The organism is Kitasatospora sp. NPDC059599 (assembly GCF_042735125.1).
Lineage (GTDB): Bacteria > Actinomycetota > Actinomycetes > Streptomycetales > Streptomycetaceae > Kitasatospora.
Genome location: NZ_JBHWCL010000021.1, coordinates 39,073 through 66,065, shown reverse-complemented (window position 1 = coordinate 66,065; position 26,993 = coordinate 39,073). Strand labels below are relative to the sequence as shown.

18 protein-coding genes are annotated in these 26,993 nt (G+C 74.7%); 14 read left to right on the top strand and 4 right to left on the bottom strand.

What is annotated here, in order from left to right; all coding sequences use genetic code 11:
- The first annotated feature begins 236 nt into the window (after nucleotides 1-236).
- The 6 genes from ACFV04_RS10935 (at nucleotide 237) to ACFV04_RS10910 (ending at nucleotide 6,105) form a co-directional block, all read left to right on the top strand.
- Nucleotides 237-665, top strand: a complete 429-nt coding sequence (locus ACFV04_RS10935) for an ABC transporter substrate-binding protein (protein WP_380528376.1) — start codon at nucleotides 237-239, stop codon at nucleotides 663-665.
- A 40-nt stretch (nucleotides 666-705) separates the two neighbouring features.
- The gene (locus tag ACFV04_RS10930) at nucleotides 706-1,353 is read left to right on the top strand and encodes an ArsR/SmtB family transcription factor (RefSeq protein ID WP_380528374.1); all 648 of its coding nucleotides are present in this window, start codon (nucleotides 706-708) and stop codon (nucleotides 1,351-1,353) included.
- Nucleotides 1,350-2,666 carry an MFS transporter gene (locus ACFV04_RS10925; RefSeq protein ID WP_380528372.1) on the top strand — a complete coding sequence of 439 codons (1,317 nt, stop codon included), beginning with the start codon at nucleotides 1,350-1,352 and terminating at the stop codon, nucleotides 2,664-2,666. The genes ACFV04_RS10930 and ACFV04_RS10925 overlap by 4 nt, the downstream gene beginning before the upstream one ends.
- A 174-nt stretch (nucleotides 2,667-2,840) precedes the next feature.
- Nucleotides 2,841-4,049 (top strand): hypothetical protein, encoded by a 1,209-nt coding sequence (locus tag ACFV04_RS10920; protein ID WP_380528370.1) that lies wholly within the window; start codon nucleotides 2,841-2,843, stop codon nucleotides 4,047-4,049.
- 318 nt (nucleotides 4,050-4,367) lie between these two features.
- Nucleotides 4,368-4,922 carry a hypothetical protein gene (locus tag ACFV04_RS10915; RefSeq protein WP_380334635.1) on the top strand — a complete coding sequence of 185 codons (555 nt, stop codon included), beginning with the start codon at nucleotides 4,368-4,370 and terminating at the stop codon, nucleotides 4,920-4,922.
- Between the two features lie 346 nt (nucleotides 4,923-5,268).
- Nucleotides 5,269-6,105, top strand: coding sequence for a hypothetical protein (locus ACFV04_RS10910; RefSeq protein ID WP_380528368.1), 837 nt, complete (start codon nucleotides 5,269-5,271; stop codon nucleotides 6,103-6,105).
- Between the two features lie 77 nt (nucleotides 6,106-6,182).
- Here ACFV04_RS10910 and ACFV04_RS10905 read toward each other — a convergent pair whose 3' ends face one another.
- The gene (locus tag ACFV04_RS10905) at nucleotides 6,183-7,715 is read right to left on the bottom strand and encodes a hypothetical protein (protein ID WP_380528366.1); all 1,533 of its coding nucleotides are present in this window, start codon (nucleotides 7,713-7,715) and stop codon (nucleotides 6,183-6,185) included.
- A gap of 80 nt (nucleotides 7,716-7,795) precedes the next feature.
- Nucleotides 7,796-13,021 (bottom strand): hypothetical protein, encoded by a 5,226-nt coding sequence (locus ACFV04_RS10900; protein ID WP_380528364.1) that lies wholly within the window; start codon nucleotides 13,019-13,021, stop codon nucleotides 7,796-7,798.
- 722 nt (nucleotides 13,022-13,743) lie between these two features.
- Here ACFV04_RS10900 and ACFV04_RS10895 point away from each other — a divergent pair.
- The 8 genes from ACFV04_RS10895 (at nucleotide 13,744) to ACFV04_RS10860 (ending at nucleotide 24,052) form a co-directional block, all read left to right on the top strand.
- Nucleotides 13,744-14,757, top strand: a complete 1,014-nt coding sequence (locus ACFV04_RS10895) for a 3-oxoacyl-ACP synthase III family protein (protein ID WP_380334627.1) — start codon at nucleotides 13,744-13,746, stop codon at nucleotides 14,755-14,757.
- Complete coding sequence (locus ACFV04_RS10890; protein ID WP_380528362.1) at nucleotides 14,754-15,497, top strand: glycosyltransferase; 744 nt, start codon at nucleotides 14,754-14,756, stop codon at nucleotides 15,495-15,497. Before ACFV04_RS10895 ends, ACFV04_RS10890 begins: the two co-directional genes overlap by 4 nt.
- Nucleotides 15,498-15,581: 84 nt before the next feature.
- Nucleotides 15,582-17,240, top strand: a complete 1,659-nt coding sequence (locus ACFV04_RS10885) for a class I adenylate-forming enzyme family protein (RefSeq protein ID WP_380528361.1) — start codon at nucleotides 15,582-15,584, stop codon at nucleotides 17,238-17,240.
- Nucleotides 17,237-18,442: a cytochrome P450 gene (locus ACFV04_RS10880; RefSeq protein ID WP_380528359.1), complete on the top strand. Its 1,206-nt coding sequence runs from the start codon at nucleotides 17,237-17,239 to the stop codon at nucleotides 18,440-18,442. Before ACFV04_RS10885 ends, ACFV04_RS10880 begins: the two co-directional genes overlap by 4 nt.
- Entirely contained in the window at nucleotides 18,442-19,380 is a 939-nt protein-coding gene (locus tag ACFV04_RS10875; protein ID WP_380528357.1) for an NAD-dependent epimerase/dehydratase family protein, read from the top strand. The genes ACFV04_RS10880 and ACFV04_RS10875 overlap by 1 nt, the downstream gene beginning before the upstream one ends.
- A gap of 340 nt (nucleotides 19,381-19,720) precedes the next feature.
- On the top strand, nucleotides 19,721-20,935 hold the full coding sequence (gene fabV / locus ACFV04_RS10870; protein ID WP_380334612.1) for an enoyl-[acyl-carrier-protein] reductase FabV: 1,215 nt from the start codon (nucleotides 19,721-19,723) through the stop codon (nucleotides 20,933-20,935).
- A 375-nt stretch (nucleotides 20,936-21,310) separates the two neighbouring features.
- Complete coding sequence (locus tag ACFV04_RS10865) at nucleotides 21,311-22,204, top strand: NAD(P)H-binding protein (protein WP_380528355.1); 894 nt, start codon at nucleotides 21,311-21,313, stop codon at nucleotides 22,202-22,204.
- 315 nt (nucleotides 22,205-22,519) lie between these two features.
- Complete coding sequence (locus ACFV04_RS10860; protein ID WP_380528353.1) at nucleotides 22,520-24,052, top strand: hypothetical protein; 1,533 nt, start codon at nucleotides 22,520-22,522, stop codon at nucleotides 24,050-24,052.
- Here the strand turns inward: ACFV04_RS10860 and ACFV04_RS10855 are convergent.
- Both ACFV04_RS10855 and ACFV04_RS10850 read right to left on the bottom strand, forming a co-directional pair.
- Nucleotides 23,962-24,654 carry a 2'-5' RNA ligase family protein gene (locus ACFV04_RS10855; RefSeq protein WP_380528351.1) on the bottom strand — a complete coding sequence of 231 codons (693 nt, stop codon included), beginning with the start codon at nucleotides 24,652-24,654 and terminating at the stop codon, nucleotides 23,962-23,964. The genes ACFV04_RS10860 and ACFV04_RS10855 overlap by 91 nt on opposite strands.
- Nucleotides 24,651-26,717: an ABC transporter ATP-binding protein gene (locus tag ACFV04_RS10850; RefSeq protein WP_380528349.1), complete on the bottom strand. Its 2,067-nt coding sequence runs from the start codon at nucleotides 26,715-26,717 to the stop codon at nucleotides 24,651-24,653. The genes ACFV04_RS10855 and ACFV04_RS10850 overlap by 4 nt, the downstream gene beginning before the upstream one ends.
- Nucleotides 26,718-26,993 lie beyond the last annotated feature (276 nt).

Genomic DNA, 26,993 nt, shown 5'->3' with positions numbered 1-26,993 from the left:
TCCGCACGGCGGGCCGTCGCCCGGCGGGCACGACGTCGCGCACCGGGTGTTCTTCGCCGACGAGCCCGCCGCCATCGCCGCCGGGTACCGCCCCTGCGCCGTCTGCCTGCCCGAGGAGTACACCCGATGGACATCCCGCCGGAACGTCCCCACCACCCCGCGACCCCGCACACCGAAGCCGAACTCGCCTCCCTCATCCGCCTGTTGACGGAACTCACCCCCCCCACGTCGGAACCGTGACGATCGGCCACGGCCGCGACGAGGCCTCCCGCGCCGCCGCGAGCGCGTTCGCCGAGGCCTGGCAGGCCCGCGGCGGCACCGTCCTCGCCCGGGTGGACTGGCCGGAGGACGCCGCCTCCTGGCTGCGCCCCGCCCGCCGCCTGACCGCCCAGACCCCCGACGCCTGGGTGATCGCGGCCGCCGTTCCCGGCTTCGCCCACCTCGCCCGCCGCCTGCGCCGATCCACCGGCTTCGACCCGGCCCGCACCGTCGCGTTCGCCTCCCTCGCCGACCCCCGACTGCCCGCCCTGACCGGCCCCGGAACCCTCGACGGCCTGCACGGCGCCACCCCGGACGGCGGCACCTGGGAGGTACCGGGCGGCCGGCTCACCTCCCGTCAACCGGCCGGACAGTCCGAGGAGTTCGACGCATCGGGCAATTCATGAGAGTTGACTCTCACGTATTATGAGAGAACACTCTCACGCCATGGAGCATGAGAACCGCCTTGGCGACATCGAGATCACCGACCCGAAGGCCATGCGAGCCCTGGCACATCCGGTACGGCTTGCGATCCTCGAACGGCTGCAACGGCACGGGCCGGCAACGGCCACACAGTTGTCACCGGATGTCGGAGCCACCCCGTCCGTGACCAGCTGGCACCTGCGCCACCTGGCCGGCTTCGGACTGGTCCGCGACGCCGAGGCCGGAACGGACCGCCGCGAGCGGCGGTGGGAGGCCGCGGCGCGGGGCTTCCGGTTCGAGACACCGGAGGACGACGAGGGCCGGTCCGCCGCACGGGTGCTGTCCCGGGAGATGTTCGCCCGTTCCGCAACCCTGCCGCAGCGGTGGATGACCGAAACCGAACCCGGACTCGATCCGGTCTGGCGCAAGCCGGCAGGGCTGGCCGACACCCGCATCGTGGTCTCCGCGGAGGAACTCGCAGCCATCGAGGACGCGATCGAGCGCGTCCTCGTGCCCTACATCACCCGCGACCCTGCGCAACGGCCGAACGACAGCCGCAGCGTCCGGCTGCTGCGCTACGTCCTGCCGGAGGCGGCCGACGACCGGCCGAACGACACGGCAGCCGAACCGGCGGACGACAGGACAGCCGACCCGACGGGCGGCATGGCATGAACTCCTTACCGGACAAGGACCCTTCGGCATCACTGTGGCGGAACCGACGCTTCGTCCGCTTCTGGACGGGGCAGTCGGTGTCGCAGTTCGGCGACCGGATCTCCGAACTGGCGCTGCCCCTGATCGCCGTGGCGGCACTGCACGCCTCGGCCGGCCAGGTCGCATGGTTGACCGCGCTCGTCTGGGCCCCGAACCTCCTCGCCGTCGTGCTGGGCGCCTGGGTCGACCACCGCCTCCACAAGCGCCGCCTGATGATCCTCGCCGATCTGGTCCGCGCGGGCGTGCTGCTCACCGTGCCCGTCGCCTACCTCACGGGCTCCGTGACGCTCCTCCAGCTGTACGCCGTGGCACTGCTGACCGGCGCCGCCGCCGTTCTGTTCAACACCGCCTACCCGCCCTTCTTCGCCCACCTCGTGCCACGCTCGTCCTACGTCGACGCGAACAGCAAGCTCAGCGCCGGCCGGTCCGCCTCCCACGTCGTCGGCCCCGCGGTGGGCGGCGCCCTCGTCCAACTCCTGAGCGCGCCCGTCGCCTTGATCGCCGATGCCCTGTCCTTCGTGGCCTCGGCCGCCCTGCTCGGGCCGATCCGGGTCGACGAGCCGGCCGACGCCGCCCGTACGACGACAGGACCTTCGCTGCTGCGACGGGCCGGAGAGGGGCTGCTCTTCGTCGTCCGTCACCCGGTCCTACGGGCGAGCCTCGGCTGCGCGACGACCCTCAACTTCTTCACCTTCGTGTCGAGCACCGGCTTGACCGTCCTGTTCGCCGACCGGGTGCTCGGCCTCTCCGCCGGGACCATCGGGCTGGCGTTCGGCATCGGATCGACCGGCGCCCTCACGGGTGCGGTGCTGGCCCCGAAGGTCTCACGACGGATCGGCGTGGGGCGCAGCATCGCGGCGGGCGCCGTGCTCTTCCCCGCCCCCATCGCCATCGCCGCCACCGCGAGCGGCCCCGACTGGGCCCGCGCAGGGGCGCTCGGAGTCGCGGAGTTCCTCGCCGGGATCGGCGTGATGCTGTTCGACGTCAACCTCAACTCCCTGCAAGCCGTGGTGATTCCGGACGGAATGCGCAGCCGGGTGGCCGGCGCCTACAGCACGGTGAACTACGGCGTACGCCCCGTCGGCGCCGTCGTCGGAGGCGTGCTCGCCACCCACATCGGTCTCCGGACCACTCTGATCACAGCCGCCGCCGGGGGAGCACTGTCACTGCTCTGGCTGCTCCCCTCGCCGATACCGCGCATCCGCTCCCTGAGCGCGGACGGTCCGCTCGTCACCGGCGTCGCCGCGGCGGCCGACCGACCGGTACCCCGATGACACCCGGGCGCGGCTCACGACGGGCCCGTCGGTCGCTCCGGCGTCGCGGCGGGCCCGCCCGGTCCCGTCCGCAGGCCACGGGTGAACTCGAAGCCGGGCCGCCCTCCCGGGACGCCGGCATCAGCCGGTGTCCCAGCCCTGGGTTCGGGCGGAGGACGGGCGTACCCTGCCGCGGTGAACGAACTTCGTTTCAGGGGTGGGGACCTCAAAGCCGATCGGCGCCGGGCGGCCTGGACCCTGGTCGTGATCGCCTTCCAGACCGCGGTGGCCGTGCTGCGGATCGGGCCGGTCGGCGCGCTGTCGGTCATCGCTGTGGTCGCCGTGCTGTTCGCCGCGTTCCTGGCCGTGCAGCGGCGCAGCTGGACCGCGGTCGGGGAGGACGGCATCCGGATCCATCGGGGCTTCGGGCGGGTGCGCAGCTACCCGTGGCGGGAGATCCGCCGGGTTGCGGAGCGCCGGCAGCACGGCCCGAACGGGGAAGCCGTCAGCGTGCGGATCACCCTGGTGAGCGGTCGCCGACGGACCCTGCCCGGTATCAGCTCGAACCCCGTCTTCCCCGACCCTCACTTCGCGTTGAAGCTCGCCCAGGTCCTGGCCCGGTGGGAGCAGCACACCGGCGGGTCTTCCGGGATCGGCGACGAGAGCCGCGAGCGCCTGTCGCGGCGGCTTCGCGGCGTCCTGCCGGGCGTCCTCGCCCTGGTCGCGGCGGTCCTGACCATGCTGTTCACGGTCCGGCTGCTCGACGACGTGGACGCGGCCCGGCGCTACGACTCGGCGCCGTCCTGCACGGTCGTGCCGCCCGTCGATCCGGGCGGGTGCCGGGCGGTGGAGCCGCACCGGACCGTTCGGATCGTCCCGGACGCGGACGGCGGCTCGGGCGCCGAGCTGACGGTGCGCAGGAAGTCGGACGACGAGCAGCGGACACTCCGCTTCGCCGCGCTGCCGGCCCACCTCTGGGGGCTGCAGTACGGCGACCCGGTCCAGGTGACCACCGGGCTCGACGGACGCACCGCCACCGAGGTGAGCGTCGACGGCGTCTCCGCCCCGACCGTCGACCACCCGGACGGCCGGGTCGTCGAGGGCACGGCGGAGCTGGTCTGGGCCCTCGCCTCGGCCGTGCTGTTCACCGCGTGGTGCGTCGCCACCCGCCGCGCCCCCCGCGGTCGCTATCCGTGGTGGGCCCCGCTCGCCCTGCCCGGTCCGTTCATGGCCATGGCGATCGCCGACAGCACGGGGTCCTCCGACGTGCCCCTCACCCCGTGGTCGTACTGGCCCGCGGCCGTAGCGCTGCTCCTCGGCGTGGGCCTCGGCTACGCCGTCATCGGGTCGGTCCGCGCGGCCCGCCGCCACCGGGAGCCAGCACCGCGGAACGCCACGCCCTGACCCCGTGGCGGGATCCTCGCTGCCGCCGGGGGAACGCGCATCACGGCCGTGACCGACAGCGGGGAGCGCAGCCTGGCCGTGACGGGACCGCCGGGGCGTGGCAGGTGTCGAAGGAGGTGTCGGCTCCGATGACGACTCCGACGCGTTCGTGTTCCACCGGGCGGCGCCCGCCGTCGCGGGCTGGGCACCGGGGGAGGTGATCCGATGCACAGTCGGCCCGGCCGGCCCGCCGCTCGGCTGACCGATCGCCAGTTCGACCGGGTGCGGGCCGGTCCGGGCTAGGCTCTCGGCTGATCACAGTCATCGCGAGAGGCAGACATGGGCCAGAAGATCATCCGGTTCTCGGACCTGACCGGCAAGCACGTGGAGGACGACGGCGACCTGGTGCGCATCGTGGTGCGCCAGCACCCCGAGCTGGAGGACGGCCCGGTCGAGATCGAGGCGCTGGCGGATGAGCTCGGCGCGGTGGAGGAGCTGGCGCTCGACCTGGTGACGGTCGAGCTGCACTACCCGGACGCCGAGGAGCCGGAGACGGTCGTCCTGGAGGCCGAGGCGTTCAACCGGCTGGCGTCGGCGGCCCCGATGGCCGAGGTGCTGCGCGGCGCCAAGCGGGTGGCCCGGACCGTCCCGGTGCAGGCGGCTCCCGCCGGCGTCAGGGAGCGGGTCAACTACGCCAGCCTGGAGCACGCCGGAAAGCCGCACAAGGGCCGCACCACCGACGCCGAGAAGCAGCTCGTCCGGCAGCACCTGGACGAGGTCAACGAGCGGCTGGCCGCCGCCGGCGTCCGGACGATCGACCTGGGCAACGCCGACCACGTGGCCCGGTACGGCCTGGAGGAGCTGGCCCGGGAGCGCGGCGTGACGCTGGGCTGACCCGTGGGGGCGACGGGCTCCGCCGCCACCGGCTCGCGGCCCGGGAGGGCTGCCGAAGGCGGCGGGGGCCGTACGTCCGTGTCCGGCCCCCGGTGACGACCCTCCCGCGTCGCCCGTCCTCACCCCGCGTGCGCTGCGCCTCCGCGGCGACACCCGAAGGACCACACCCGGCGGGTTGCCGGGCCCGATCGGACCCGGCGCGGGAGGATCACTCCGGCGACGACCCGCCACCGCTACGCCGGAGGGCCCCACGACACGGATCAGCCGCGAGACCATCCTGAGGGCGGCGACCTTCTGGCTCCGCCCGGCCTTCGCGCTGCGCGTGGTCAGCCGGTTCCAGCGGCTCGTGGGTTTCGACCGCTCGATGGCCCTGGCCTCCTCCGCGCTGACGGCCCTGGTGCCGCTGGCCATCCTCCTCAGTTCGGTCGTGGTCCGCCTGGGCGGCAAGGACATCGCCCAGCGCGTCATCGACCGCTACGGCCTCACCGGGGACGGCGCCGACGCCGTCCGCCACATCCTCGCCTCGTCGAGCGGGTGGACCACGGCGGGGCTCTTCGGGATCGCCTTCCTCCTCGTCTCGGTGCTGAGCTTCGCGCGGGCCGCCCAGCGGCTCTTCGAACAGGGCTGGGAACTCCAGCCGTTGAGTGTGCGCAACACGGTGAACGGCCTGAAGTGGATCGCCCTGCTGGCCGTGTACACCGCCCTGAGCAGTTGGGTGCACGCCCTTCTCGGCCGCCGACCGCTGGAACTGACAGCGGCCGTCGTGGAGGCGCCGCTGACCGCCGCCTTCCTCATCTGGGGCGGCCGGTTCCTGTCCGCAGGCCGGATCCCCCGGCTCGACCTCGTGCCGTTCGGGGTCATCGGGGCGACCGCGCTGGGCGGTTACTCGGTGGCCATGAGCGTGTACCTGCCCCGCCTCTTCAACTCCTACACGGACCGCTACGGCGCGATCGGCGCGGTCTTCGCCATGCTCTCCGCCCTGTTCGGCGCCATGCTCGCGACCGTGGGCTCGGCAGCCCTCGGCCGGGAGGTGCAGGACGAGCTGGACCGGATCGGTCGCGGCGAGCGCCCGCCGGACAACGAGGTCCGCCAGCAGTGGGACACGGTCATCCGCCAGGCACGGTCACGCTGGCAGACGACCCGCGGCCGGACCGTCCTCGACCACCTGACGAGGAGACACTGAACCCCCGGCGGCCGGCAACGGCTACGACAACGGCACGGCACGGCACGGCACGGCAACGACGGCCGCGCCGGCCGGCGTCACGAGCTGAGGTGCTCGTACAGCCTCGCCAACGGTTCGGTGCGGAGCGGTTCCCGGTGCGATAGGCAGTTGCGGGCGTCGAGCAGGACGGCGAGGCGGGCGCTCTGCGGGAGGGTGAGCCTGACGTGCCCGTCCCGCCTGGCTCGGGCCAGCATGTTGAGTTCCATTCCGCGCAGCAGCTCGGCGGTGTCCGCGGTGGTGGCGGCGGCGACCGGCTGGGAGCGGCGCTCGGGGCCGTAGCTGACGGCCAGTCGGTCGGCGGGCAGGCGCGCGCTGGGCAGGACGGCGGTGACCAGGGCCTCCCGGGCGTCGTCGATGAGCGGGAGCAGGGTGCGGCTCTGGGCGAGCCACACCAGCTTGTCCAGGGACCGCTCCGCTCCGGCGGCGAGCACGGCGGCGGGGTGGGCTCGCAGGTGGCCGTCCCAGGAGTCCACGGCACCCGCGTTCCACGGGTCGCGCAGGGAGGAGGGGGGCCGGCCGGACAGGCCGCCCGTGCGATGGGTCGTGGGCGCGGCCGCGGTGGCCGGGGGGTGTGTCGCGCAGGCGGCGGCGAGGGCCTGGCGCAGTGTGTCGGGGCGGCCGTCCCAGTGGGTGGCGAGGTGGGCCGCGTGATCGAGGTAGGGGCCGCAGACCTCGACGACGGTGGCGAGGGCGACCGCTTCCTCGATCCGGCCCCGGCCGGTGAGGGCGGAGCGGCTGCGACGGGGCCGGTTGACGGTGGCGACCGCGGCGGTGTCGATCCGGCTGAGGGCGCCCCACCACCAGTGGACGGCGATGTCCTCACTGCCGAGCCGGTCGGGGTAGGCCGCGGGGAGGTGGTCCGGGGTGGCGGCGACGAGGAGCCTGGGGCGTTGGTGGGGTGGCAGGCCGGCTTCCTTGGCCGCGGCGGGGAGGCGCAGCAGGAGGTGGGCGAGGGCTTCGGGGTCGTCCTCGCGGGTGGCGTCGACGACGTAGACGCAGCCGTCCGTGTGCGGGCCGGTGGTGAGCCGGTGGTAGACGTCCCGCAGTGTGCCGGTGGGGTGGCTGTCGAGGAGGCCTTCGAGTCGGGCCTCGATGCCCCGGGCTCGGTCGGGGGCGGTCCGGGCGCGCGGGACGAAGGGTGCGGGTGCCGGGCTGTCGGTGCCGAAGGCCGCGGCCATGACGCCGGTGACGAAGTCGTCGTCGATGTCCAGGACGGGGAGCTGGCCGGACCACAGGGGTTCTTCGGCGGCGGCCGCTAACCGTTCGTCGGGGGCCTCAGCGGCGCCCCGGTCCGCGCCGGTCCGGTCCGCGCCTGGCTGGTCCACGCCGGGGCGGTCCACGCCGGGCCGGTCCGCGGGGCCCTGGTGCGCGGCGTCCGGCGGTGGCACCGTGCGCCAGTGCGGCTGGCCGGCCAGGAGGTCGGCGAGGAGCGGTTCCGGACGGGGCATCGTGGCGGGGAACAGCAGCAGGCAGCTAGTGCCCGCCTCCAGGTCGTCGGCGACGTGGCGCAGCCAGAGCCTGGCGCCGGGCAGGGCGGCGAGGCCGGGGTGCCCGGCCTCGCCGCGCGTCACGGCGGTCGTCCCCGCGGTCGTCCCCGCGGTCGTCCCTGCGGGCGTCCCCGTGGGCGTCCCCGTGGGCGTCCCCGTGGCCGTCACGCGCGGGCCGCGAGCGCTCGGAAGGTCACCGGGTCGAGCGAGATCCCGCTCTCCCCCTGGTCGAGGACGCCGAGGTCGGTCAGCCGCCGGACCAGGTCCAGGATCCGGTCCTCCGGTACGCCGATGATGTCCGCGATCCGCGCGGGGGTGTCCTCCTCGGGCGCGTCCAGGAGTTCGGTCCAGTGGGTGAGCAGTTCGGCCAGTTCGGTGTCCAGCCCGACCCGCTGCAGGTGCCGGCGGGCGAACTCGGGAGTGGCGGTGCCGGTGTGGATGCCGGTGAGCGCGGCCTCCAGCGGGGTGTTGGTGCGGGAGGCCTGGTGGATGGTCGCCTCGACCAGTTCGGGCCAGCCTCCGGTGGCCTCCACCAGCTGGCGGCGCCGCTCGGGAGTGTCGAAGGGACACTCCGGCCAGGCGCGCAGGCTGTCCGCGGTCCACCGGCCGGGCCGGATCGCGTCCCCGACGAGGTCGGTGCGGGCGTAGACGCCCATCGGGTCGACCAGCATCACCGCGGACCGGACGGCCTGCGGGGCCTTCTTGCGGGACCGGGTCACGGCGGTGTGCGCCTGGAGCCGGGCGAGGGCGTCGTCCAGTTCGGCCTGGCCGCGGTGGCGCATGTCGACCAGGACCAGCTGCGGGGTCCGCTCCGGGGCCCGTACGGCGAGGTGCGCGGCCAGGTCGGGGCCGTTCGTACGGCTGACCGTGATGCCGCGGGCGCCGGCGTAGACCTCGACGGCCTTGAGGACCAGGTCCGGGCCGAACGCGTCGGTCACGCACACCGCGCTCACCCCCTGGCCGGTGACGGTGTGCAGCTGCTCCTCGGTGAGGGGGCTGAGCTTCTGCACCCCCTTGGAGTTCTGACCGAGCAGACGCCGGGAGAAGCGCGGGTTGTACTCGTAGGGGAGGCTGAACTCGGTCTCGCGCAGTTCGAGTTCGAGCGAGTCCCGGGTGCCGAGCATGTTGACGACGTTGGGGCTGCGGACCGCGAAGGTGGGGTTGTGGCCCGGCTGCTGGACCAGCACGCCCAGGCCCACCAGCTCCTCCAGGTAGATGCGCACGGCAGTGACGGTGAGGCCGCGGAAGCCGTCCGGCCAGTGCCGGCGCGCCTCCTGCAGCAGTTGTTCGGGCTGGTAGCCGATCCGGTGCCCGTCCTCCAGGCTGCGCAGCGCCATCACCAGGGCGAGAACCCGGTAGCGGTCCTCCAGGTTGATGGTGATGCGCAGCCGCTCGGCGATGTACTGGTGCACCTTGGGCGAGGCGCTGACGGCGCGCACGTCCGCCGCGGTCACGGTGATGGGCCACCGGGCGTCGGCGGCGGGCTTGGCCCGCAGGGCCGAGACGAGCTGGTCGCAGAAGATCTGCACCAGGGAAGCCTGGTAGTTCGTCGCGGCCAGCACCCGCCACACCAGCGCGGGGTGCTCGAAGACGAAGCCGAGCGCGGCCATCGGCTCGGCGACCAGGCGCTGCGCCTCGGAGGTGCGCAGCGGGCCGACGAGCACGTCGGGGCCGCCGTGCAGGGTCGTCACGTTCGACAGGTGGCTGAAGCGCTGGACCTGGTGGAGGCCCGCGAAGACGACCTTGAAGCGGCGCCGGCTGAGTTCCATCAGGGCCTTGAGGGCCTGCACGTTGGGGAAGATGCTCTCGCCGCCGCGGCCGCGGGCGGAACGGGAGTCCGCGGTGAGGAACGCGTCGGCCTCGTCGGCGAGCACGAGCAGGCGGCGCTCGGGGTTGGCCATGATCCAGGTCTCGATCTGACGGGCGACCACGTCCGGCTTGGCGTCGGCCGAGCCCTTGGCGTCCAGGACCCCGATCCGCTGGAGCTCCCGGGCGAGTTCGTACCAGATCCGCTCCGCCGGTTCGGCCTCCCCGATCCCGCGGGCCTTCAGGTCGATGTAGACCGCCTGCCGGTTGGGCGCGGTGGGGAAGGACGCCTCCACGCGGCGCAGGAGGGCCGACTTGCCCAGCTGCCGGCCGCCGTAGAGGAACAGTCCGCCGAGGGGGTCGACGACCTGTGTCATCTCCTCACGGCGCCCGTAGAACACCTCCGGCGGCACCAGGCCCGCCACGAACGGCGTGTAGGGGTTGAAGGCCGTCCAGGGCAGGGTGACGCGCTGGGTGGCGCGGAAGGACCGCGGGAAGCGGGCGGCGATCCAGCCGAGCACCGCCGGGTCGACGACCAGTGCCTGCCGCATGCCCGCCCGGGCGCGGGCCACCAGCTGGCGCCGGCCGGCCAGACCCATCGGGTAGAGGTAGAGGATGAGCGTGGCGCCGTTGTCGTACTCGTCCAGCAGGTCCAGCACGCTGCGGCCGACCTGCTCCTCGGAGACGATCACCACGGTGTACCGGCCGTTGGCCGCCGAGCCGAGCGGGGCGACGTACCCGGGACGGGACTCGCTCACCCGCGCGCGCACCGTCCCCCGCACCTGGCCGAAGCGGCGCCGGCCGTCCTCGACGGGGGCGAGGGACCCCTGCTCGGGCTCCAGGCCCAGCATCCGCAGCACGGGCTGGAGGTGGCGCTGCCACTCCGAGCTGCGCAGCGTGGAGTCGCACAGCGCCTCCCAGGCGTCCAGCGCCGGGTGCACGCCGTCGGTGAGGTCCCCCGCGGCGTAGTGCAGGGCCCACGGCCGGGCACTGAAGCCCTGCGGGAGCCGGGCGGCCTCCATCGGCTTCTCCAGGCCCGCCATGAACTCCGTCAGCTCGCTGCCCCAGTCGGAGGTGTTCCAGTCGGGCAGCGGTTCGCCGCGTTTGGCCAGGTAGACGAACTCCTCGGCGGTGACGGTGTCCTGGTTGGCCAGGAGCTCCTCGAACCGGGCGCGGTCGCGCCCGGTGAGGTCCAGCTCGGCGATGTCCGCGCGGAGCTTGACCGCGTACTCGCGCACCGCCTCCGTCAACTGCCCGGCGAGCGCGACGATCTGACTCACCGTGGCGCGGTAGGCGCCGGCCGGCCGGGGCAGCTCCAGGCGCAGCAGCTCACCGCTGAACTCCCGTGCGGTGGCCGGGTCGAGCGTCTGCTGGGTCCGCAGCTCCGCCAGCAGGCCGGAGGCGGTGGCGTGCTCGGTGCGCAGCCGGGCCGTCCACTCCGTACGGGCCGCCTCGATGGTCCGGGCCTGGTCGGCGAGCCGGACGGCGGCGCCGTCCACGACCGGAACGGCGCCCTGGGCGAGGGCGGTGGCCAGGTCCTCGGCGAGGTGGATGTCGCCGTACTCGCAGTGCTCGCGCAGGGCGGCCTCGGCGTCGACGCGGGCGAGGAGGGGCAGCAGGGCGTCGGCGAAACCGTCCGCGTCCGGGTCGGGGCTCCCGTCGGCCTTGCGGGGCAACGCCGTCAGCGCGAGCAGGGGCCGGGTGTCCGGCTGGTGCTCGCGCAGGTCCTCGGGGAAACCCTCGGAGTCGTCGGCGACGACCAGCGGCGTGCTCCGCGGGCCCTCGCCGCGCAGCCACTGGCAGAGCAGGTCGAGCAGCGCGCCGTCCACACCCGGCAGCGGCTGCTCGTTCGAGACGGCGGCGAGCAGCGGGCTCAGGGAGGTACCGGACTCGGCCCGGGTGGCGGCCTGCGAGGCCGCCATGTTCCGAGCCCGGGCCAGCAGGTCGCCCACGCTCGTGATCGCCCGCAGCAGGGCACGCTTGGCCTTGGCCTCGATCGACTCCTTGGCCTGCATCGGGCTGGCGACCAGGGCGTCGGCGGCCTCGATCAGCCGCTCTCCGGCGTCGCGCCGCGCGAAGAACTCGGCGACCTGGTCGAGCTCCGGCAGACCGGCCTCGCCGTCCGCCCAGGCCACGACCGCGCCGAGGGTGACGCCCAGCGGCTGTCCCTCGGAGACCAGACGGGCCAGCACCTGGGTCGCCCGCTCGTAGCCGATGCGGCGCCGGGGCAGCTCGGCGAGCAGGCCGCGGGCCTCCTCGCCGATCAGCTCACGGGTCACACCGGGCAGGGTGGAGTCGACCAGCCAGCCCCCGCTGGGGTCGAGGCGACGGCAGTGCCGGACGGTCTGCGTGGCGGCGTCCACGAGCTGGGCCCAGGGCTCGGGCAGGCCCGCTCCCGGCTCGCCCTGGCTGAGCAGGTCGTTCGGCCACCCCGCCACCAGGCCCGCACGCAGCGCCGCCACGGTCGCGGCGACCTGGGCGGTCCGGTCGTCCCGGAACTCCGCGGCGCTGTGCCCGAACGCGACCAGCACCGCGGTCGCGGCGGATTCGTCGTCGCAGGCGAACGCCGCCTCGGCGAACGCCAGGGTGTCGGAGCGCAACACCGACTCGTCCGAGCCCCGGGTGAACCAGAAGGCCTCCGCGAGACGGCCCTGGCGGATCAGGGTCTCGACCGGGAGCTGCTCCTGGGCGCGCTGGGACCAGGGCAGGACCGGGGGGCGCTCGCCCTCCGGATCCGGGGCCGGGGCCGGGTCGTGTTCCAGCACCGGGTCGGGGGCGGGCTCCGGGACGGCCTCCGGGGTGGGGGCGGGCTCGGGAGCGGCCTCCGGCGCGTCCGAGGTGGTGAGGTCGTGGTCGGTGGCGGCGTCCGCGTCCGCGCCGGTGTTCCGGGCCGGGGCGTCCGGGTCACGGGCCTCCGCACCGTCGTCCTGTGCGCCGTCGTCCTGCACCGCGGGCGACGGTGCGCAGGACGACGCCGCGCCGGGGCTGTCGGGCAGCTCCGTGACCGTCACGGCGCCGTCCTCGGGCTGCTGTCCGGGGGTGTCGCCCCCGGCCTCCGTCCGCTGGTGCGGCAGCACGGGCTCGGGCACCGCGGACGGCGCCGCCGGCGACTCCCAGACCGGCGCTGCCGGCGGCTCTCCCACCGGCTCGCCGCCCGACTCCGTGAGTTGCTCGGCGATGCGGTCCCGGGCCTGGGCGAGGTGGGCGCGGACGATCTCGTCCTCCTCCTGGGCCAGGAGGTCCGCGTACTTCTCGTACCGGCCCCGGAGGTCGGCGATCCTGGCCTCCCGGTTGCGGGCGTCGTCCTCCGCTTCGGCGAGCTCGGCGAGCAGCCGGTCGAGGTCGGTGAAACTCCCGTCCGCCGGCCATCCGTGCCCTGCCGCTGCCGCTGCCAGCCGGTCGCGCAGCGCCTCCCGAGCGTCCGTGTAGGCGGACAGCGCCTCCACCAGGTCCGGTCCGACCGGCCGTCCGGCGTCGGCGAGGTCGGCGGTGGCGCGCAGCACGGCCGCCAGTCCGCTCGCGGTCTCGCGCAATTCGGCGGCGGAGAGCGAGAGTTCCGCAGCGGTGGCGGGCTGGTTCTTCACCTGATCGTGACTCTCTGACTCGGGGGTCGGGGGTCGGGCAGGAAGGATCGGACGGTTCCGGTGAGGTGCCGCCGCAGGAGCACCGCACCGGTACGCCCGGCGCGTCGGCGCAGGCGGCGAGTTCGGGCAGCTGTTCCCCGTACGGTCCCAGGACCGAGGGGTCCAGATCGGCCAGGGCGTGGAGATAGGCCCGCGCCAGAAAGGGTTCGAGGTCGGTCAGCATCTGCCGCAGCTGTTCCGGCCCTGGGGAGAGCGCGTCCTGTTCCGGGCAGTCGTGACCGTGGGCGAGCAGATGGGCCGCGTAGCCGCCGGCCTGGCGGGTGATCAGTCGCAGCCCGGCGAGCGGCAGGGTCGCGAGGTGGGTCCGCGCGGCGCGCAGCTCGCGCCGGCGCCACCCGCTGCCCGGGGCTCTTCCCTGCGTCCGGATACCAGCGGCGACGGGGAGGTTCGTCGGGATCTGCAGGAGTCGGCCGAGCTGGTCGTCGTCCAACCCGGCGAGCCAGCCGCGCAGCTCGCTCACAACTGGGGGCATGGCCACGGAGTCTGCCAGACCTCGCCACCGGTGCGCACGAAAACCAAGGCAAGGGCGGTGAAACGGAGTTCTGCACCGGAGCAGGACCGCACCGGTCCGCCGGCCCCGGACCGAACCGGGTAGCCGGTCGGGCCGGGATGAGTACCCGTACTCAGGCTCGCCGGCCCGTGAGCGCCGGAGCATGGGAAGCATGCATCCAGCAGCGATACCGAGGATCGGCATCACCGCCGTCGGCTCCCATCTGCCCGCCCGCCGGCTCGGCTCCCGGCAGCTCCAGGACGAGGTCTGCGCGGGCGGCCGGCTCGCCCTGCCGGACGGGTTGTTCGAGAAGGCGACCGGCATCCGCACCCGGCACTTCGCCGCCGACGACGAGTTCGCCTCCACCCTCGCCGTCGGCGCCGCGCGGCGGGCCCTCGCCGCGCGCGGGCTGCACCCGCGGGACGTGGACCTGCTGCTGTTCGCCTCCGCCACCCGGGACGTCTGCGAACCGGCCACCGCCCACATCGTGCAGACCGAACTCGGCACACACGCCCACGCGTTGGACGTCAGCAACGCCTGCAACAGCTTCCTCAACGGGATCGACCTGGCCCGGGCGATGATCCTGGCCGGACGGGCCCGGCGGGCCCTGGTCGTCACCGGCGAGACCCCGAGCCGGGCGATGCGCCGCACTCCGGTCTCCGCGAAGGAGGTCCGGGAGGGCTTCGCCGGCTACACCTTCGGCGACGCCGGGGCGGCCGTCGTCGTCGAAGCCGTGGAGCGCGGCGGCATCCTGGAGGTGGAGACCGCCACCGCCTCGCAGCACTGGGAGGCCGGTGGCATTCCCGGCGGCGGCTCCCGGCACCCGCGCGGTGACGAACACAGCTACTTCCGGGGCGGCGGCAAGGAGTTGCGCGGCATCTTCGAGGAGATCGGCCCCGCCGTCCTGGCCCGGCTCGCCGACCGTACCGGCCTCGACTGGGACGACTACGCCCGCGTCCTGGTCCACCAGGTGACGGTCCCGTACCTGGAGGGCTTCGTCGAACTGACCGGGGTACCGGCGGAGAAGCTGGTGGTCACCGTGCCGGAGCTCGGCAACGTCGCCAGTGCCACGCTTGGCGTGCAACTCGACCGGATTCATGGAACGTTGACGCCCGGTGAGAAGGTCCTGCTGATCGGTCTCGGTGGCGGCGTCAGCCTGATGGCCATGGTCTGGGAGGCGTCGTGAGGACCGACCTGTGGGTGGTGGTCCCCGCCTACCAGGAGGAGGCCCGGATCGGGGGCGTGCTGCACGCCCTCGCCGCCCAGCGCGACCGGGACTTCACCCTGCTCGTCGTCGACAACGGCTCCACCGACGGCACCACCGCCGCCGTCCGGGACTTCGCCGCCCGCGCGCCGTTCCCGGTCGAGGTGCTGGTCGAACCGGAGAAGGGCGTCGGCTCCGCGGTGGACACCGCGTTCCGCCACGCCATCGCCCGCGGCGCCACCCTGCTCGCCCGCACCGACGCGGACTGCCTGCCCGAACCCGGCTGGACGGCCGCCGCCCGGGCCGCCATGGTCGCCTCGGGCGGGCTGGTCTGCGGCCGGGTCACCGCCCGCCGCGACGAGCACGGGCCGGCCGGGCGCGCGGTGTTCCTGGTGCTGGTCGCGCTCGGCGCCTTCTTCGGCCGGATCCGGCCCGCGCACCGCCGCCGGCACGGCTACCTGACGCCGTACCGGATGCACGCGGGCAACAACATGGCGATCACCGCCGAGCTGTACCAGGCCGTCGGCGGCATGCCCCGCCGACCCTCCCCCACCGACCGGGCCTTCCTCAACAAGGTCCGCCTGCACACCACGGCGGTGGTGCGCAGCCGCGACATGGTGGTGCAGAACTCCACCCGGCGGATCCGCGCATACGGCGTACTGGGCACGGCGCGCTGGTACCTGGAACGCGGCGCCGGCCCGCGCCCCGTCGACGTCCGCTGAGGCCTCCGGCCCCCGTTCCTCCGTTCCTCCGTTCCTCCGTTCCGGTGGCCCTACCGCCCCCGAGCCCCGAAAGCAGCCCCTGCCGTGCTCGAACGCCTCGCCCACGCCCTGCGCACCGTCCACCCCGACCGGCCCGCCGTCCTGCGTCACACCCGCACCGGCGCCGTCCGCCCGGTGATCCGCCGCGGCGAACTCGCCGACCTCGCCGACGGCTACGGCGCCGCCCTGCACGCCCGCGGCCTCGGCCCCGGCGCGACCGTCGGCGTCGCGGTCCGCCCCGGACCGCGCGCGCTGGCGGTGATGCTCGCCGCGCACCGGCTGGGCCTGCGCATCGCCGTCCTCGACCCCACCGCCGGGCCGGACGTGCTCGCCGCCCGGCTCGCCCTGGCCCACCCCGACCTCGTCCTCGCCGACGCCGCCGCCCAGGCCGTGGCCGGCTGGGCCGGGCCCCTCGCCCGCCGCGCCGACCTCGCACTGCCCCGCCTCGCCGCGCTCGGACCGGTCGCCACCCTGGGGCGCCGCCTGCCTGGCTGCGCCCCGCGGCTACGCCCGGCCGGTGCCGCCCCGCCCGCCGCTTTCGGGGCCGGCGACGGCCTCGACGGCGGTATCCGCGACGGCATCGGCAGCGGCAGCGGAATCGCCGGCGGATTCGACGGCATCGACGGCATCGACGGCGACGACGCGGTGATCGTCTTCACCTCCGGCACCACCGCCCGTCCGCGCGCCGTCGTGCACACCCGCGACGGCCTGGCCGCCGGGCTGCGCACCGTCGCCGACCTGGTCGCCCCACGCCCCGGGACGGTCGTCCTCGGCGGCACCTTCTTCGTCCTCGTCCCGGCACTCGCCGCGGGCGCCACCGTCGCCCTGCCCGCCCGCCGGCCCGCCGCACTCGGCCGCCAGCTCGCCCGGCTCGCCCCCGCCCACACCTATCTCACCCCACCGCAGCTGCGCGCCGCGCTCGCCGCCGGGGCCCGCTTCACCGGCCGGGTCTGGACGGGCTCCGCCCCCGCCGACGCCGGTCTGCTGCGGCGCGTCAAGCAGTCCGGTGCCGAACAGGCCTGGAGCGTCTACGCGTTGACCGAGCTGTTCCCGGCCGCCGCGGTCGAGGAGGCGGACAAGAGTGCCTACGACGGGGACGGCGACCTGGTCGGCGCTCCCCTGCCTGGCGTCCACGCCCGTCTCGCCGACGACGGCTCCGGCAAGCGCTCGGGCGGCGACGACGACGGCGACGGCGACGGCGACGGCGACGGCGACAGCACCGGCGACGGTACGGGCACCGGCTCGGGCGACGGCACCGGCGAACTGCTGCTCACCGGACCGGGCGTTCGCCACCGCTACCTCGGCGAGGAGCCCGACCCCTGGGTACGCACCGGCGACCGCGCCGGCCTCACCCCGGACGGGCGCATCGTCCTCGCCGGCCGGCTCAAGGACATGGTGCTGCGGCGCGCCGAGAACATCTATCCCGGCCTGTACGAACCGGCACTGCACCTGCCGGGCGTCGAACTCGCCGTCCTGGTCGGGGTTCCGGCCGGCGACGGTGACGAACGACTGGTCGCCCTGGTCCAGCCCGCCCCGGGTACGGATCCGCGACGGCTGCGCGCCGCCCTGCGCGGCCCGCTCGACCGGATGGGCGCGGCGCGGCCCGACGCCGTCCTGTTCGGCGAGGTCCCGCTCGCGGGCCGCTCCCGCAAACCCGACCGGGCCGCGGCCGCCGCCCACTGCGCGAGGGAGCTGACACGATGAACCACCCGCCCGTGCCCTCGCCCGTCCGCCCAGCCGTCCGCCCACCCGGCCCGCCGGCCGCCCGAACGGGCCTCGCCGGCGGGCCGGTTCGGCTCGACGTCGCGTCCCTCGCCGCCCGTTCCCGCCGGGCCCGCCGCCGCGACCGCCGGGTCTACACCCACAGCCACCCGCTGCTCTTCGCCCTGCTCGCCGCCACCCGCCGCCGCCCCGTGGTCCGGCTCGGCCGCACCCTGCTGGTGCACGGCACCGCGGCCTACCACGAGGCGCTCACCCGGGTGCCGCTGGACCGCACCGCATCCGGCACCACCGGCGGCGCGGCCGCCGAACTCACCGCCGGCGACGTGCTGTTCGACCAGGACGGCGCCGAACACCGCACCGCCCGCCGAGCCCTTTCCGCCAGTCTGAACACCGCCGCGCTGCAGCGGATCCGCCCCCACTGGCAGGCCGTCCTCACCGAACGGATCCCGGAGCGAGCCGACGGCGACCTCGACCTCGGCATCGACCTCGACATCGACCTCGTCGCGCTGGCGAGGGAGCTGGCCGGTGTCACCGCCGCCGCCCTGACCGGCGCGACGGGCTGCCCGCACCGGCTCGCGCACGCGGCTGCCGAGGCCGCCGCCCACGCCGCCCGTGACCACCTCCCCGGCCTCCGCCGCCGCGGGCCAGGCGCGGCCGCCGCCGCGGCCCGGCTCACCGCCCTGCTGCCCGGGCCGTGCGACGCCATGGTCGTCGTCGCCGCCGTGAACACCACCGTGTCCGCCGTGCCCCGGGCCGTCGCCTGGTGCGCCGACGCCGGACTCTGGCCCGCCGTCAACGAGACGACCGCGCCCCGCCTGGCCGCCGAACTCCTGCGCCTGACCGCACCGTCCCCGCTGCTGCCCCGCGTCGCCGCCGCCGACACCACCCTCGCCGGGCACCCCGTACGGGCCGGCGACCGGCTGATCCTGGTCGCCCGGCACGCCGCCCGGGCCCACCGCCGGCCCCCGGCCGGCGATCCCACCGCCGTCAGCCGGGACGCCACCCAGGCCGTCTTCGGCGCCGGACCGCACGCCTGTCCCGGTGCCGGCCTCGCCCGCACCCAACTCGCCGATGTGCTCCTCGCGTTGGCGCCCCTCCAGCCGGTCGTCACCCGCGCCCGGGTCGACCGCCGCTCCGCCCTGCCCGGCTACGCCGAGCTCACCCTCCGACCCGGAAGGCCCTGATGCGCCTCGCGATCACCGGCGCCACCGGCTTCTGCGGCGCCCACCTCGCCCGCACCGCAGCCGCCCTCGGCCTGGACGTCACCTGCCACGGCCGCCGCCCCGGCCCGGTCGGCCGCCACCGCCCCTGGGACGCCACCGCCGGCGACCCCGACCTCACGGACGCCGACCTCGTCGTCCACTGCGCCGCCGCAGTCGCCGACCTGCCCCCGGGCCACCCCGCCGAAGCCCACCAGCACACCGTCAACGTCACCGGCACCGAACGCGTCCTGCGCGCCGCCGCAGGCCGTCCCCTCGTCCACGTCAGCAGCGCCAGCGTCTACGACCCGCGCACCCCCGCCCGCACCAGCGGACCCGACGCCGCCCGCACCACCCGGCCGGACAGCACCACCCGCCCCCTCACCGAGGACCACCCCACCACCGCCGGCCACCTCAACGGCTACGGCCGCACCAAAGCCGCCGCCGAACGGCTCGCCCTCACGGCCGGCGCCGTCGTCCTGCGCCCCCGCGCCGTCTACGGCCCCGGCGACCCGCACCTCCTCCCCCAACTGCTCGCCCGCGTCAGGTACGGCCTGCTGCCGCTGCCCGGCCGTGACATCCCGCTCAGCCTCACCGCCGTCGCCAACCTCACCGACGCCTGCCTGGCCGCCCTCGGCCTCACCGGCACCCCGCCCTGGCCACCCGGCGCCTACAACATCGCCGACGCGACCCCGTACCGCCGCGACGCCGCCCTGCGCCACGTCCTCACCGCCCACCGCCTCCCCGCCCGCATCACCCACCTCCCCGCCGGCCTCGCCCGCCTCGCCGCCCGTACCGGCCGCGTCCCCGGCCTCACCCCGTACGCCGTCGACCTCCTCAGCCGCAGCGTCGTCCTCGACCTCACCCGCGCCCGCACCCAGGGCTGGCACCCCACCCACGGCCTCACCGACTACCGCCCCTGACGTACGGTCAACACCCGGGCGGTGGACCGCGGTCGCCTTCCCGGTCCGCCGGCGTGTGCTCCCGCTGCACGGCCGCTTCCGTCTCCGTGGTGGTTCGCATCCGGCGCCGGCCCCACCGCCCACCCGCACGTGCGGTGACCGCCGCCCGCACCCGGGCCGGTGCCGGCACCCGAGCCCGGGCCGGCCACGCCCGCGATGTGGCAACACTCCAAGATCGGCTCGTGATCATTGTCCCGGGCAGGGCTCCTGCCCGCGTTCCGTGCGGTCCCAGACTTGCACCGGTGCGGCGGCCCGGGCGGTCGCCGCGATCCTGTTCCGGCCCGACCGAAGGACTGCCGTCGTGAGCGAGCGCGTTCTCACCCCCCGCAACCGGGGATTCCTCTTCCTCGACTCCCACCCCGCGGGCTGCCGGCAGCTGGTGGCCGACATGTGGCAGAGCTGCCCGGCGCCCGACCACGTGCCGTCAGGTGCCGGGCCGGTGGCGCTGATCGTCGGTTCCTCCGCGGGATACGGCCTGGCGGCCACCCTCGCCGGGCTCAAGCGCGCCGGCATCCGCGGGATCGCGGTGTCCTTCGAGAAGGCCGCCACCGACCGGCGCACCGCCACGGCCGGCTGGTACCGCACGGCGGCCACCGCCGACCTCGCCCGCACCGCCGGGCGGGACCTGGTCTTCCTCAACGGCGACGCGTTCTCCGACGCGATGAAGGACCGGGTCGCCGACCTCATCGAGCAACGATTCGGCGGCAGGCTGGACTTCCTGATCCACTCGGTGGCCGCACCCCGCCGCACCGACCCCGACAGCGGCGCCACGTACGCCTCCGTCCTGAAGCCGATCGGCCGGGCCGACCGCACCAAGACGCTCGTCTTCGACGAGCAGGGCGTCCCCGAGGTCCGCGAGGTCGAGACCGAAGCGGCCGGGGGCGACGACGTCGAACAGACCGTGGCCGTGATGGGCGGCGCGGACTGGGAACGCTGGATCGACCACCTCGCCGGCCGGGGCCTCCTGGCCGAGGGCTTCACCACCGCCGCGCTGTCGTACATCGGCTCGCCGTTGACGGCGGCGATCTACCGGCAGGGCACCATCGGCGCGGCCAAGGCCCACCTGGAGGCCACCGCCCGCACCCTTGACGAGCGGCTCCGCAGGACGGTGGGCGGGCGCGCCGTCACCTCCGTCAACGGCGCCGCCGTCACCCAGTCCTCCACCGCCATCCCGGGCATCGCCCTGTACACCGGCCTGTTGCGCGGTGTCCTCGGCGACGGCCTGGTCCCGCCGATCCACCAACTCGCGGCTCTCTGGGACCAGTTCACCGGTGCCGCCCCGCTCACCCCGGACGACGAGGGCCGGATCCGCCTGGACACCTGGGAACTCGCCGACGACGTCCAGGCGGCCGTCGCCGAACGCTGGGAGGCCGCCACCACCGACACCATCGCGGGCCTCGCCGACCTCGACTGGTTCCGCGCCCACGTCCGGCGCCTGTACGGGTTCTCCGTGCCGGGCGTCGACTACGGCGCGGCGGTGACCGTCGACGTCCCCTGGCCCGGCCAGGCGTCCTGACCCGGCCGGGGGTCCTGATCGGCCAGGCGTCCTGACCCGGCCGGGGGTCCTGATCGGCCAGGCGGCCTGCCCCGGCCGGTTGTCCTGATCGGCCAGGCGGCCTGCCCCGGCCGGTTGTCCTGATCGGCCAGGCGTCCTGCCCCGGCCAGGTGTCCATCGGTCACGCGTCCTGCCCCGGCCGGGCGTCCTGCCCCGGCCGGCGGGGCGCCGGGAGCGATCGCGGGATTCTGCGCCGACGGCGCCCGATCCGGGCCTCCCACCAGCACTTTTCCGTTTCCGTCAATGATCCCGTGCCGAAGTTCCCGTTGTCGCGCCGCAGTGGTCCTCAGCAGGATGAGGGACGTACCGCACCGGCACGACCTACGAGGTTCTTTCATGATCGTCATCACTGCTCCCACCGGGAACATCGGCCGTCACCTGCTCCCCCGGCTCCTGGAGTCCGCCCCCGCCGCCGGCGAGGACCTGCGCGTGATCGTGCGCGATCCCGCGCGGCTTCCGAACGCGGCGCGCAGCCGCGTCGAGGTGGTCACCGGCTCGCACGGGGACGCCGCGGTCCTCGACCGGGCCTTCGAGGGTGCGGACGCCGTCTTCTGGCTCGTCCCCCCGGACGCCTCCCTCCCCCCTCGGGACGGCTTCAGCGGCTTCACCCGACCCGCCGTCAAGGCGTTCGCCGCCCACGGCGTCCGCCACGTCGTCGGCGTGTCCGCGCTCGGCCGCGGCACCCCGCTCGCCGACCGGGCCGGCCTCGTCACCGCCTCCCTCGCCATGGACGACCTCATCGCCGGCTCCGGCGTCTCCTACCGCGCCCTGGCCAACCCGTCCTTCTTCGAGAACCTCCTGGAGGAGGCCGACTCGATCCGCGAGCACGGCGTCTTCACCGACACCGTCGACCCGGACCGCAAGGTCCCCCTCGTCGCCGTCGCCGACATCGCGGCCGCCGCCGAAGCCCTGCTGCTGGACCGCTCGTGGACCGGCACCGGCAGCGTCCCCGTCCTCGGGCCGCAGGACCTGTCCCCCCGCGACCTGGCCCGCATCATGACCGAACAGCTCGGCCGCCCCGTCCGCTACGAACGCCAGCCGCTCGACGAGATGCACACCGCCCTCGTCGGCTACGGCCTCGACGAGGAGTTCGTCCGGGCCGTCGTCGACATGAAGCGGGCCAAGGACGAGGGCCTCGACGCCGGCGTCACCCGCACCCCGGCCACCTCCTCCCCCACCAGCTTCGAGCAGTGGTGCACCCGGGTGCTCAAGCCCGCGGTCCTCGCCTGAGGTCCGGCACGGAAGCCGGCCCCGCCCGCCCCGAGACGCCCGCCCCGAGACGACCGGCGGCGGGCTCCCGCGGCCCCCCGGCACCGCGGCGGAGGCGCGGGTGCGCACGGGGCAGGACTGACTAGAATCACAGTGAGGGGTGCGTACGGGGGCGCAGGCCGGGATTCCACCGGCCGACATGACGCCGGCCCACGTCCACCGGCCCACGTCCACGGACGGACTTCCACCAACGGACGTTCCACCGAACGCTTCTGACGGCCGGGACGGTCTTCTGCGAGGGCCGCACCCGCGCTCCGCCCGGACCGAGGAGCCCCCATGTCCCATGCCTCGCAGAAACCCGAACCGCCACGGGCGCCCCTCGCCGCAGCCCGCGCCCACACCGCTGAGCTGCTGCGACTTCCCAACGTGACCGGCGTGGGCGTCGCCTACAAGGTCGTGGCCGGTCGCCGGACCGAGACCGTCGGCGTGACCGTCAATGTGTCGCGGAAGGAACCGCCGACGCACCTCTCCCGACTGCAGCGCGTTCCCGATGAACTGACCGTCAACGGCGAGACCGTTCGCACCGACGTCGTCGAGACGGCCATGCCCCGGTTCTGCGCGGGGCCCGTGGACTTCGCCGAGTACCGCCCCGTCCCGGGCGGTTGCATGATCGAGAGCATGGTCCCGATGCTGGGCACGGTCGCCGGGGTGTTCTACGACCGCCAGTGGCCCTATGACGCGGTGCTCCTCACCAACAACCACGTACTCTGCGACCCGGACCGGCTCTTCGAGCTGCCGCCCGACACCCGCGTGCTCCAGCCGTGGGCCGGAGGCGTCTTCCCGGCCGAGTTCATCGGCCGGAGCAGGCGGATCGTGCCGTTCTACCGCGCGCCGCTGGGGTCCGAGAACGCCTTCGAATGCACGGTGGATGCCGGGATCGTCGCTCTCGATCCCCCGGTGCGACCGCAGTTCTCCGTCCTGGAGATCCCCGGGAAGCACCCCTTCGTCGTCCTCCCGCCGTCCCTCGGGGAGCGGGTCCTCCGTCGCGGGATCACCACCCGTCTCCAGAGCGGGACGGTCGAGGCGATCGGTGTCACCCAACAGATGCAGTCGGCTACCGGCAAGATCGTCCTGCTGGGGGTGGGCAACACCCTGTTCCAGATCCGCTCGGACCCCGGAGACCCGGCAGCGCAGGAGGGCGACAGCGGCTCGATCGTGCTGGACTCCACGGCCACCCGCGGACTCGTCGGTGCCACCGACTTCGCCCTCGGCGGACGCACCTGGGCCTACGACATGCTCACCGTCATGGCCGTGCTCGACATCGACACGGCCTGCAAGGGCAGCAAGAGGGACCTGATCCGCCGGATGGCGCTGACCCATCCGGAGACGACGGCCTCGCTGAAGTCGTTCGTCGACATGCACACGGAGAAGTTCGAGCGCTTCAGTGCCGAGTACCTGACACCACGACGTGAAGGAACGCTCGCCGGCACGCTCGGGACCCTGCTGGAAGGAGCGTCAGGGCAGGCGATCGCCGAAGCGCAGCTCACCGACGAGGACTTCGCCGGTCTGCTGACCCGCACGATCGGGCCCTGGCTCGTCCGGCCCACGGCCTTCGACATGCTGGAGTACCGGCTGCCGGACGACTTCGCGCCGAACCTCCGCGCGGCATTCACGCGCCTGAGCGACCTCCGGCCGGAAGCGGTCGACACCCACTGGTGGGACGACGCCTTCCGTGACGTCGGTGGGCGGTCCATGCGCGAGGTGCTCGATCGACGGGTTCAGGCACCCGCCGCACCCGCCACCGACCGCGTCGGCCCGTACGCCTGGTCGTCGAGCGGGACGGTGGCGAGCGTGTCCCAGCAGATCTGACGGCCCGGCAGATCCGTGCCGGCCACCGGGACGCGCCGCCAGTACACCTCGTTGACGATGATCCGGCTCACCGTGAACGGGGCGTGCCCGGGCCGGACCCGGTGGATGGCCTGGGCCAGTTCGTCGGTGTCGGTGTCGGCGGCCGCGTAGGCGGCGGTGGCGTGGAGCACGCCGAGCGGGTAGGCCGTGGAGTCGGGGCCGAAGACCCGGTGGACGGCGCCGCGGACGCGGTGCTGGAGGGCGGCGAGTTCGCCGTCGGGGTGGAGGTCGAGGCGGACGCCGGTGCGGTAGGCGATCGGGGAGCCGGCCTGGAGGCGGAGCGGCCCGGTCCCGGCCACGGCGGCGCGCAGGTGGTCGGCGAGGTCGCGGTGCTGGGCTTCGGTGACGGTGTCGGCGGGGCCGGAGGTGACCATGTCGAGGGTGATGTGCGTGCGGTCGTCGGGCACCGGAAGCACGGGGAAACCGGCAAGGGCCTTGCGCAGGTCGGCGAGCAGGGTGTGCAGGGGCGAACCGGGCGGCAGGTCGGGCAGGGCGTACACCTGGAGGGCGCGCAGTCCGTCCGGCCAGGGCTGCTGCCCGTAGGTGGGGTGGAAGGGCCTCACGTCGTCTCCCGGGGGTCGGGTCCGGTGGTGCTCTGGCGGGGCAGCCGGTCGCCGATGCCGTACTGGGCGGCCTGGAGGCGGTAGGCCTCGCGGTAGGCGGTGGGTTCGGCCATCAGTTCGGCGTGGGTGCCCTCTTCGATCAGGCGGCCGTGGTCGAGGACGTAGATGCGGTCGGCGCGGGCGGTGGCGGCGAGCCGGTGGGTGATGAGGACGATGCTGACGCCGAGTTCGGTGAGGCCGCGGATCTTCTCGAAGGCCTCGATCTCGGCCTTGGCGTCCAGGGCGCTGGTCGGCTCGTCGACGACGACCAGGTGCGGCAGGCGCCCGTCCGGCCCGGGCGTGGTGACGCGGTGGCGCAGCCGGGCGAGGGCGACGCGCTGCCACTGTCCGCCGGAGATGCCGACGCCGCCTTCGAAACCCTTGGACAGCAGGGTGTCCCAGCCGCGGTCGAGGTCGGCGAGGACGGGGGCGAGGTCGGCGTAGCCGGCGGCGGCGTCGAGTCGTTCCTGGGTGCCGGGTGCGTCGGGGCGGCCGAGGAGGAGGTTGGCGCGCAGGGTGAAGCTCCACCGCTGGAAGTTCTGGGCGAGCAGGGCAATTCCGGCGAACAGCTGGGCGCGGTCCGCGGTGGCGGTGTCGGCGTCGTCCCACCGGATGCGGCCCCGGTGCGGCCGGTAGACGCCGCACAGGAGGTGGGCGAGCGTGGACTTGCCGGAGCCGTTCTCGCCGACGAGCGCGACGACCTGGCCGCGGCGGATGGTGAGGCTGACCCGGTCGAGGGCGGGGGTGTCGCGGCCCGGGTAGCTGAAGGTCACGTCCTCGACCCGGATCTCGGCCGGTCGCGCGGGCAGCGGTGCGCCCCCGTCGGGGATCGCCCGGCGGTGTCCCTCGCGGCGCAGCCGGTCCAGGTCCGCGACGAACAGGGACTCCTCATACAGGCTGTTGATCTGGGCGACCAGGCCGCCGATCGACGAGGATCCAGTGCGGATGGCGACCACGGCCGTGCCGGCCACCGCCAGCGGCATCGAACCGGTGCCGACGAGCCACCCCAGCACCGCGAACGCCCCCGTGGTGGCGAGACCGGACAGCGCGGCGGTCAGCAGGTCGGTGCGCGCCTTCGCCCCGGCCAGCCGGGCCTGCTCGCGCTCGGCGGTGCGGGCCAGCTGCTCGTAGTGCCGCAGCAGGAACGGTCCGCACGCGTGGACCCGGACCTCGGCCGCCGACCACGGGCGGATCAGCATGTCCGCGAGGAGCCCGCTCGCCCGGTTGTGCTGGAGCATCGCCTGCGTGGACAGGTAGCGGCGGCGGGCGGTGCGGACCGCGCCCCAGCCGCGCGGGGCGGTGATGAGCAGCAGCATCGGCAGCAGCGCCGGGTGGAGGACGGAGAGCACCCCGGCGGCGGAGACCAGCGCGAACGTCGCGGTGAGGACGGCGGTGGCCTGTCCGATGATGTGCTGGATCGACCCGGCGCCCCAGCGGGCGGAGTCGACCTCGGCCAGGAACTCCGGGTCCTCGATCGCCTCCAGCTCGGAACGCGAGACGACGTCCAGGAAGTCCACCGTGGCCCGGCGGAACACCGCCGGTTCCAGCCGCCCCGAGGCCAGGCCGGACACGGCGGCCAGCACGGCCGACAGCGCGGAGACCGCCCCGACCGCGACGACCGCCGGGACGGCGGCGTGCAGGACGGTCCGCACGTCACCGGGCGCCAGCAGCCGCCCGAGGGCCTGGTTGGTGGCGATCAGCACCACCGCGGCGGCGACACCGCGCAACACCTCGGCCCCCACCAGCGTCACCAGCGCGGTACGGTCGGCCGCCCACGCCATCCGCCCGGCCAGCCCCAGGAACCGGGGCATCTGCCGGGCGACCGTCCCGAACGTCACCCTGGCACCGACGAACTCGTGCTTGGCCCAGCCGTAGTCGTAGCGCAGCGGCCCGCCGAACAGCAGCTGCTCGCTCTCGGACACCCCGGCGCCGCCCTTCGTCGCGCCCGTGGCGGAGGTGCTCGCGGTCGTCGTGTCCGTGGTCGTCGTGTTCGCGCCGGTGCTGTTCGAACCGGTCGAGGTCATGGCACTCCTGCCGTCGGGGTGCGGGTGTGGGCAGCGAACCGGGGTACGGGTACGGGGTGTCGGTACGGGTACGGGGTGTTCGCCGGCCGGCACAGGCCGGGACCGGCGGGACACCGGAATGCCCAGTGTCCGCGCTGCGCCCACCCGTTGGGCGGTAATCCGTCCGGTTCAGCCGACAGGGCGACCCGGCACCCCACTCCGGTTGACCCGGCCCACCCCCGCGTGCGGGCCCCTCGGAGCACCGGACCGTCCCCAACAGGCGTTCGACGGACCTTC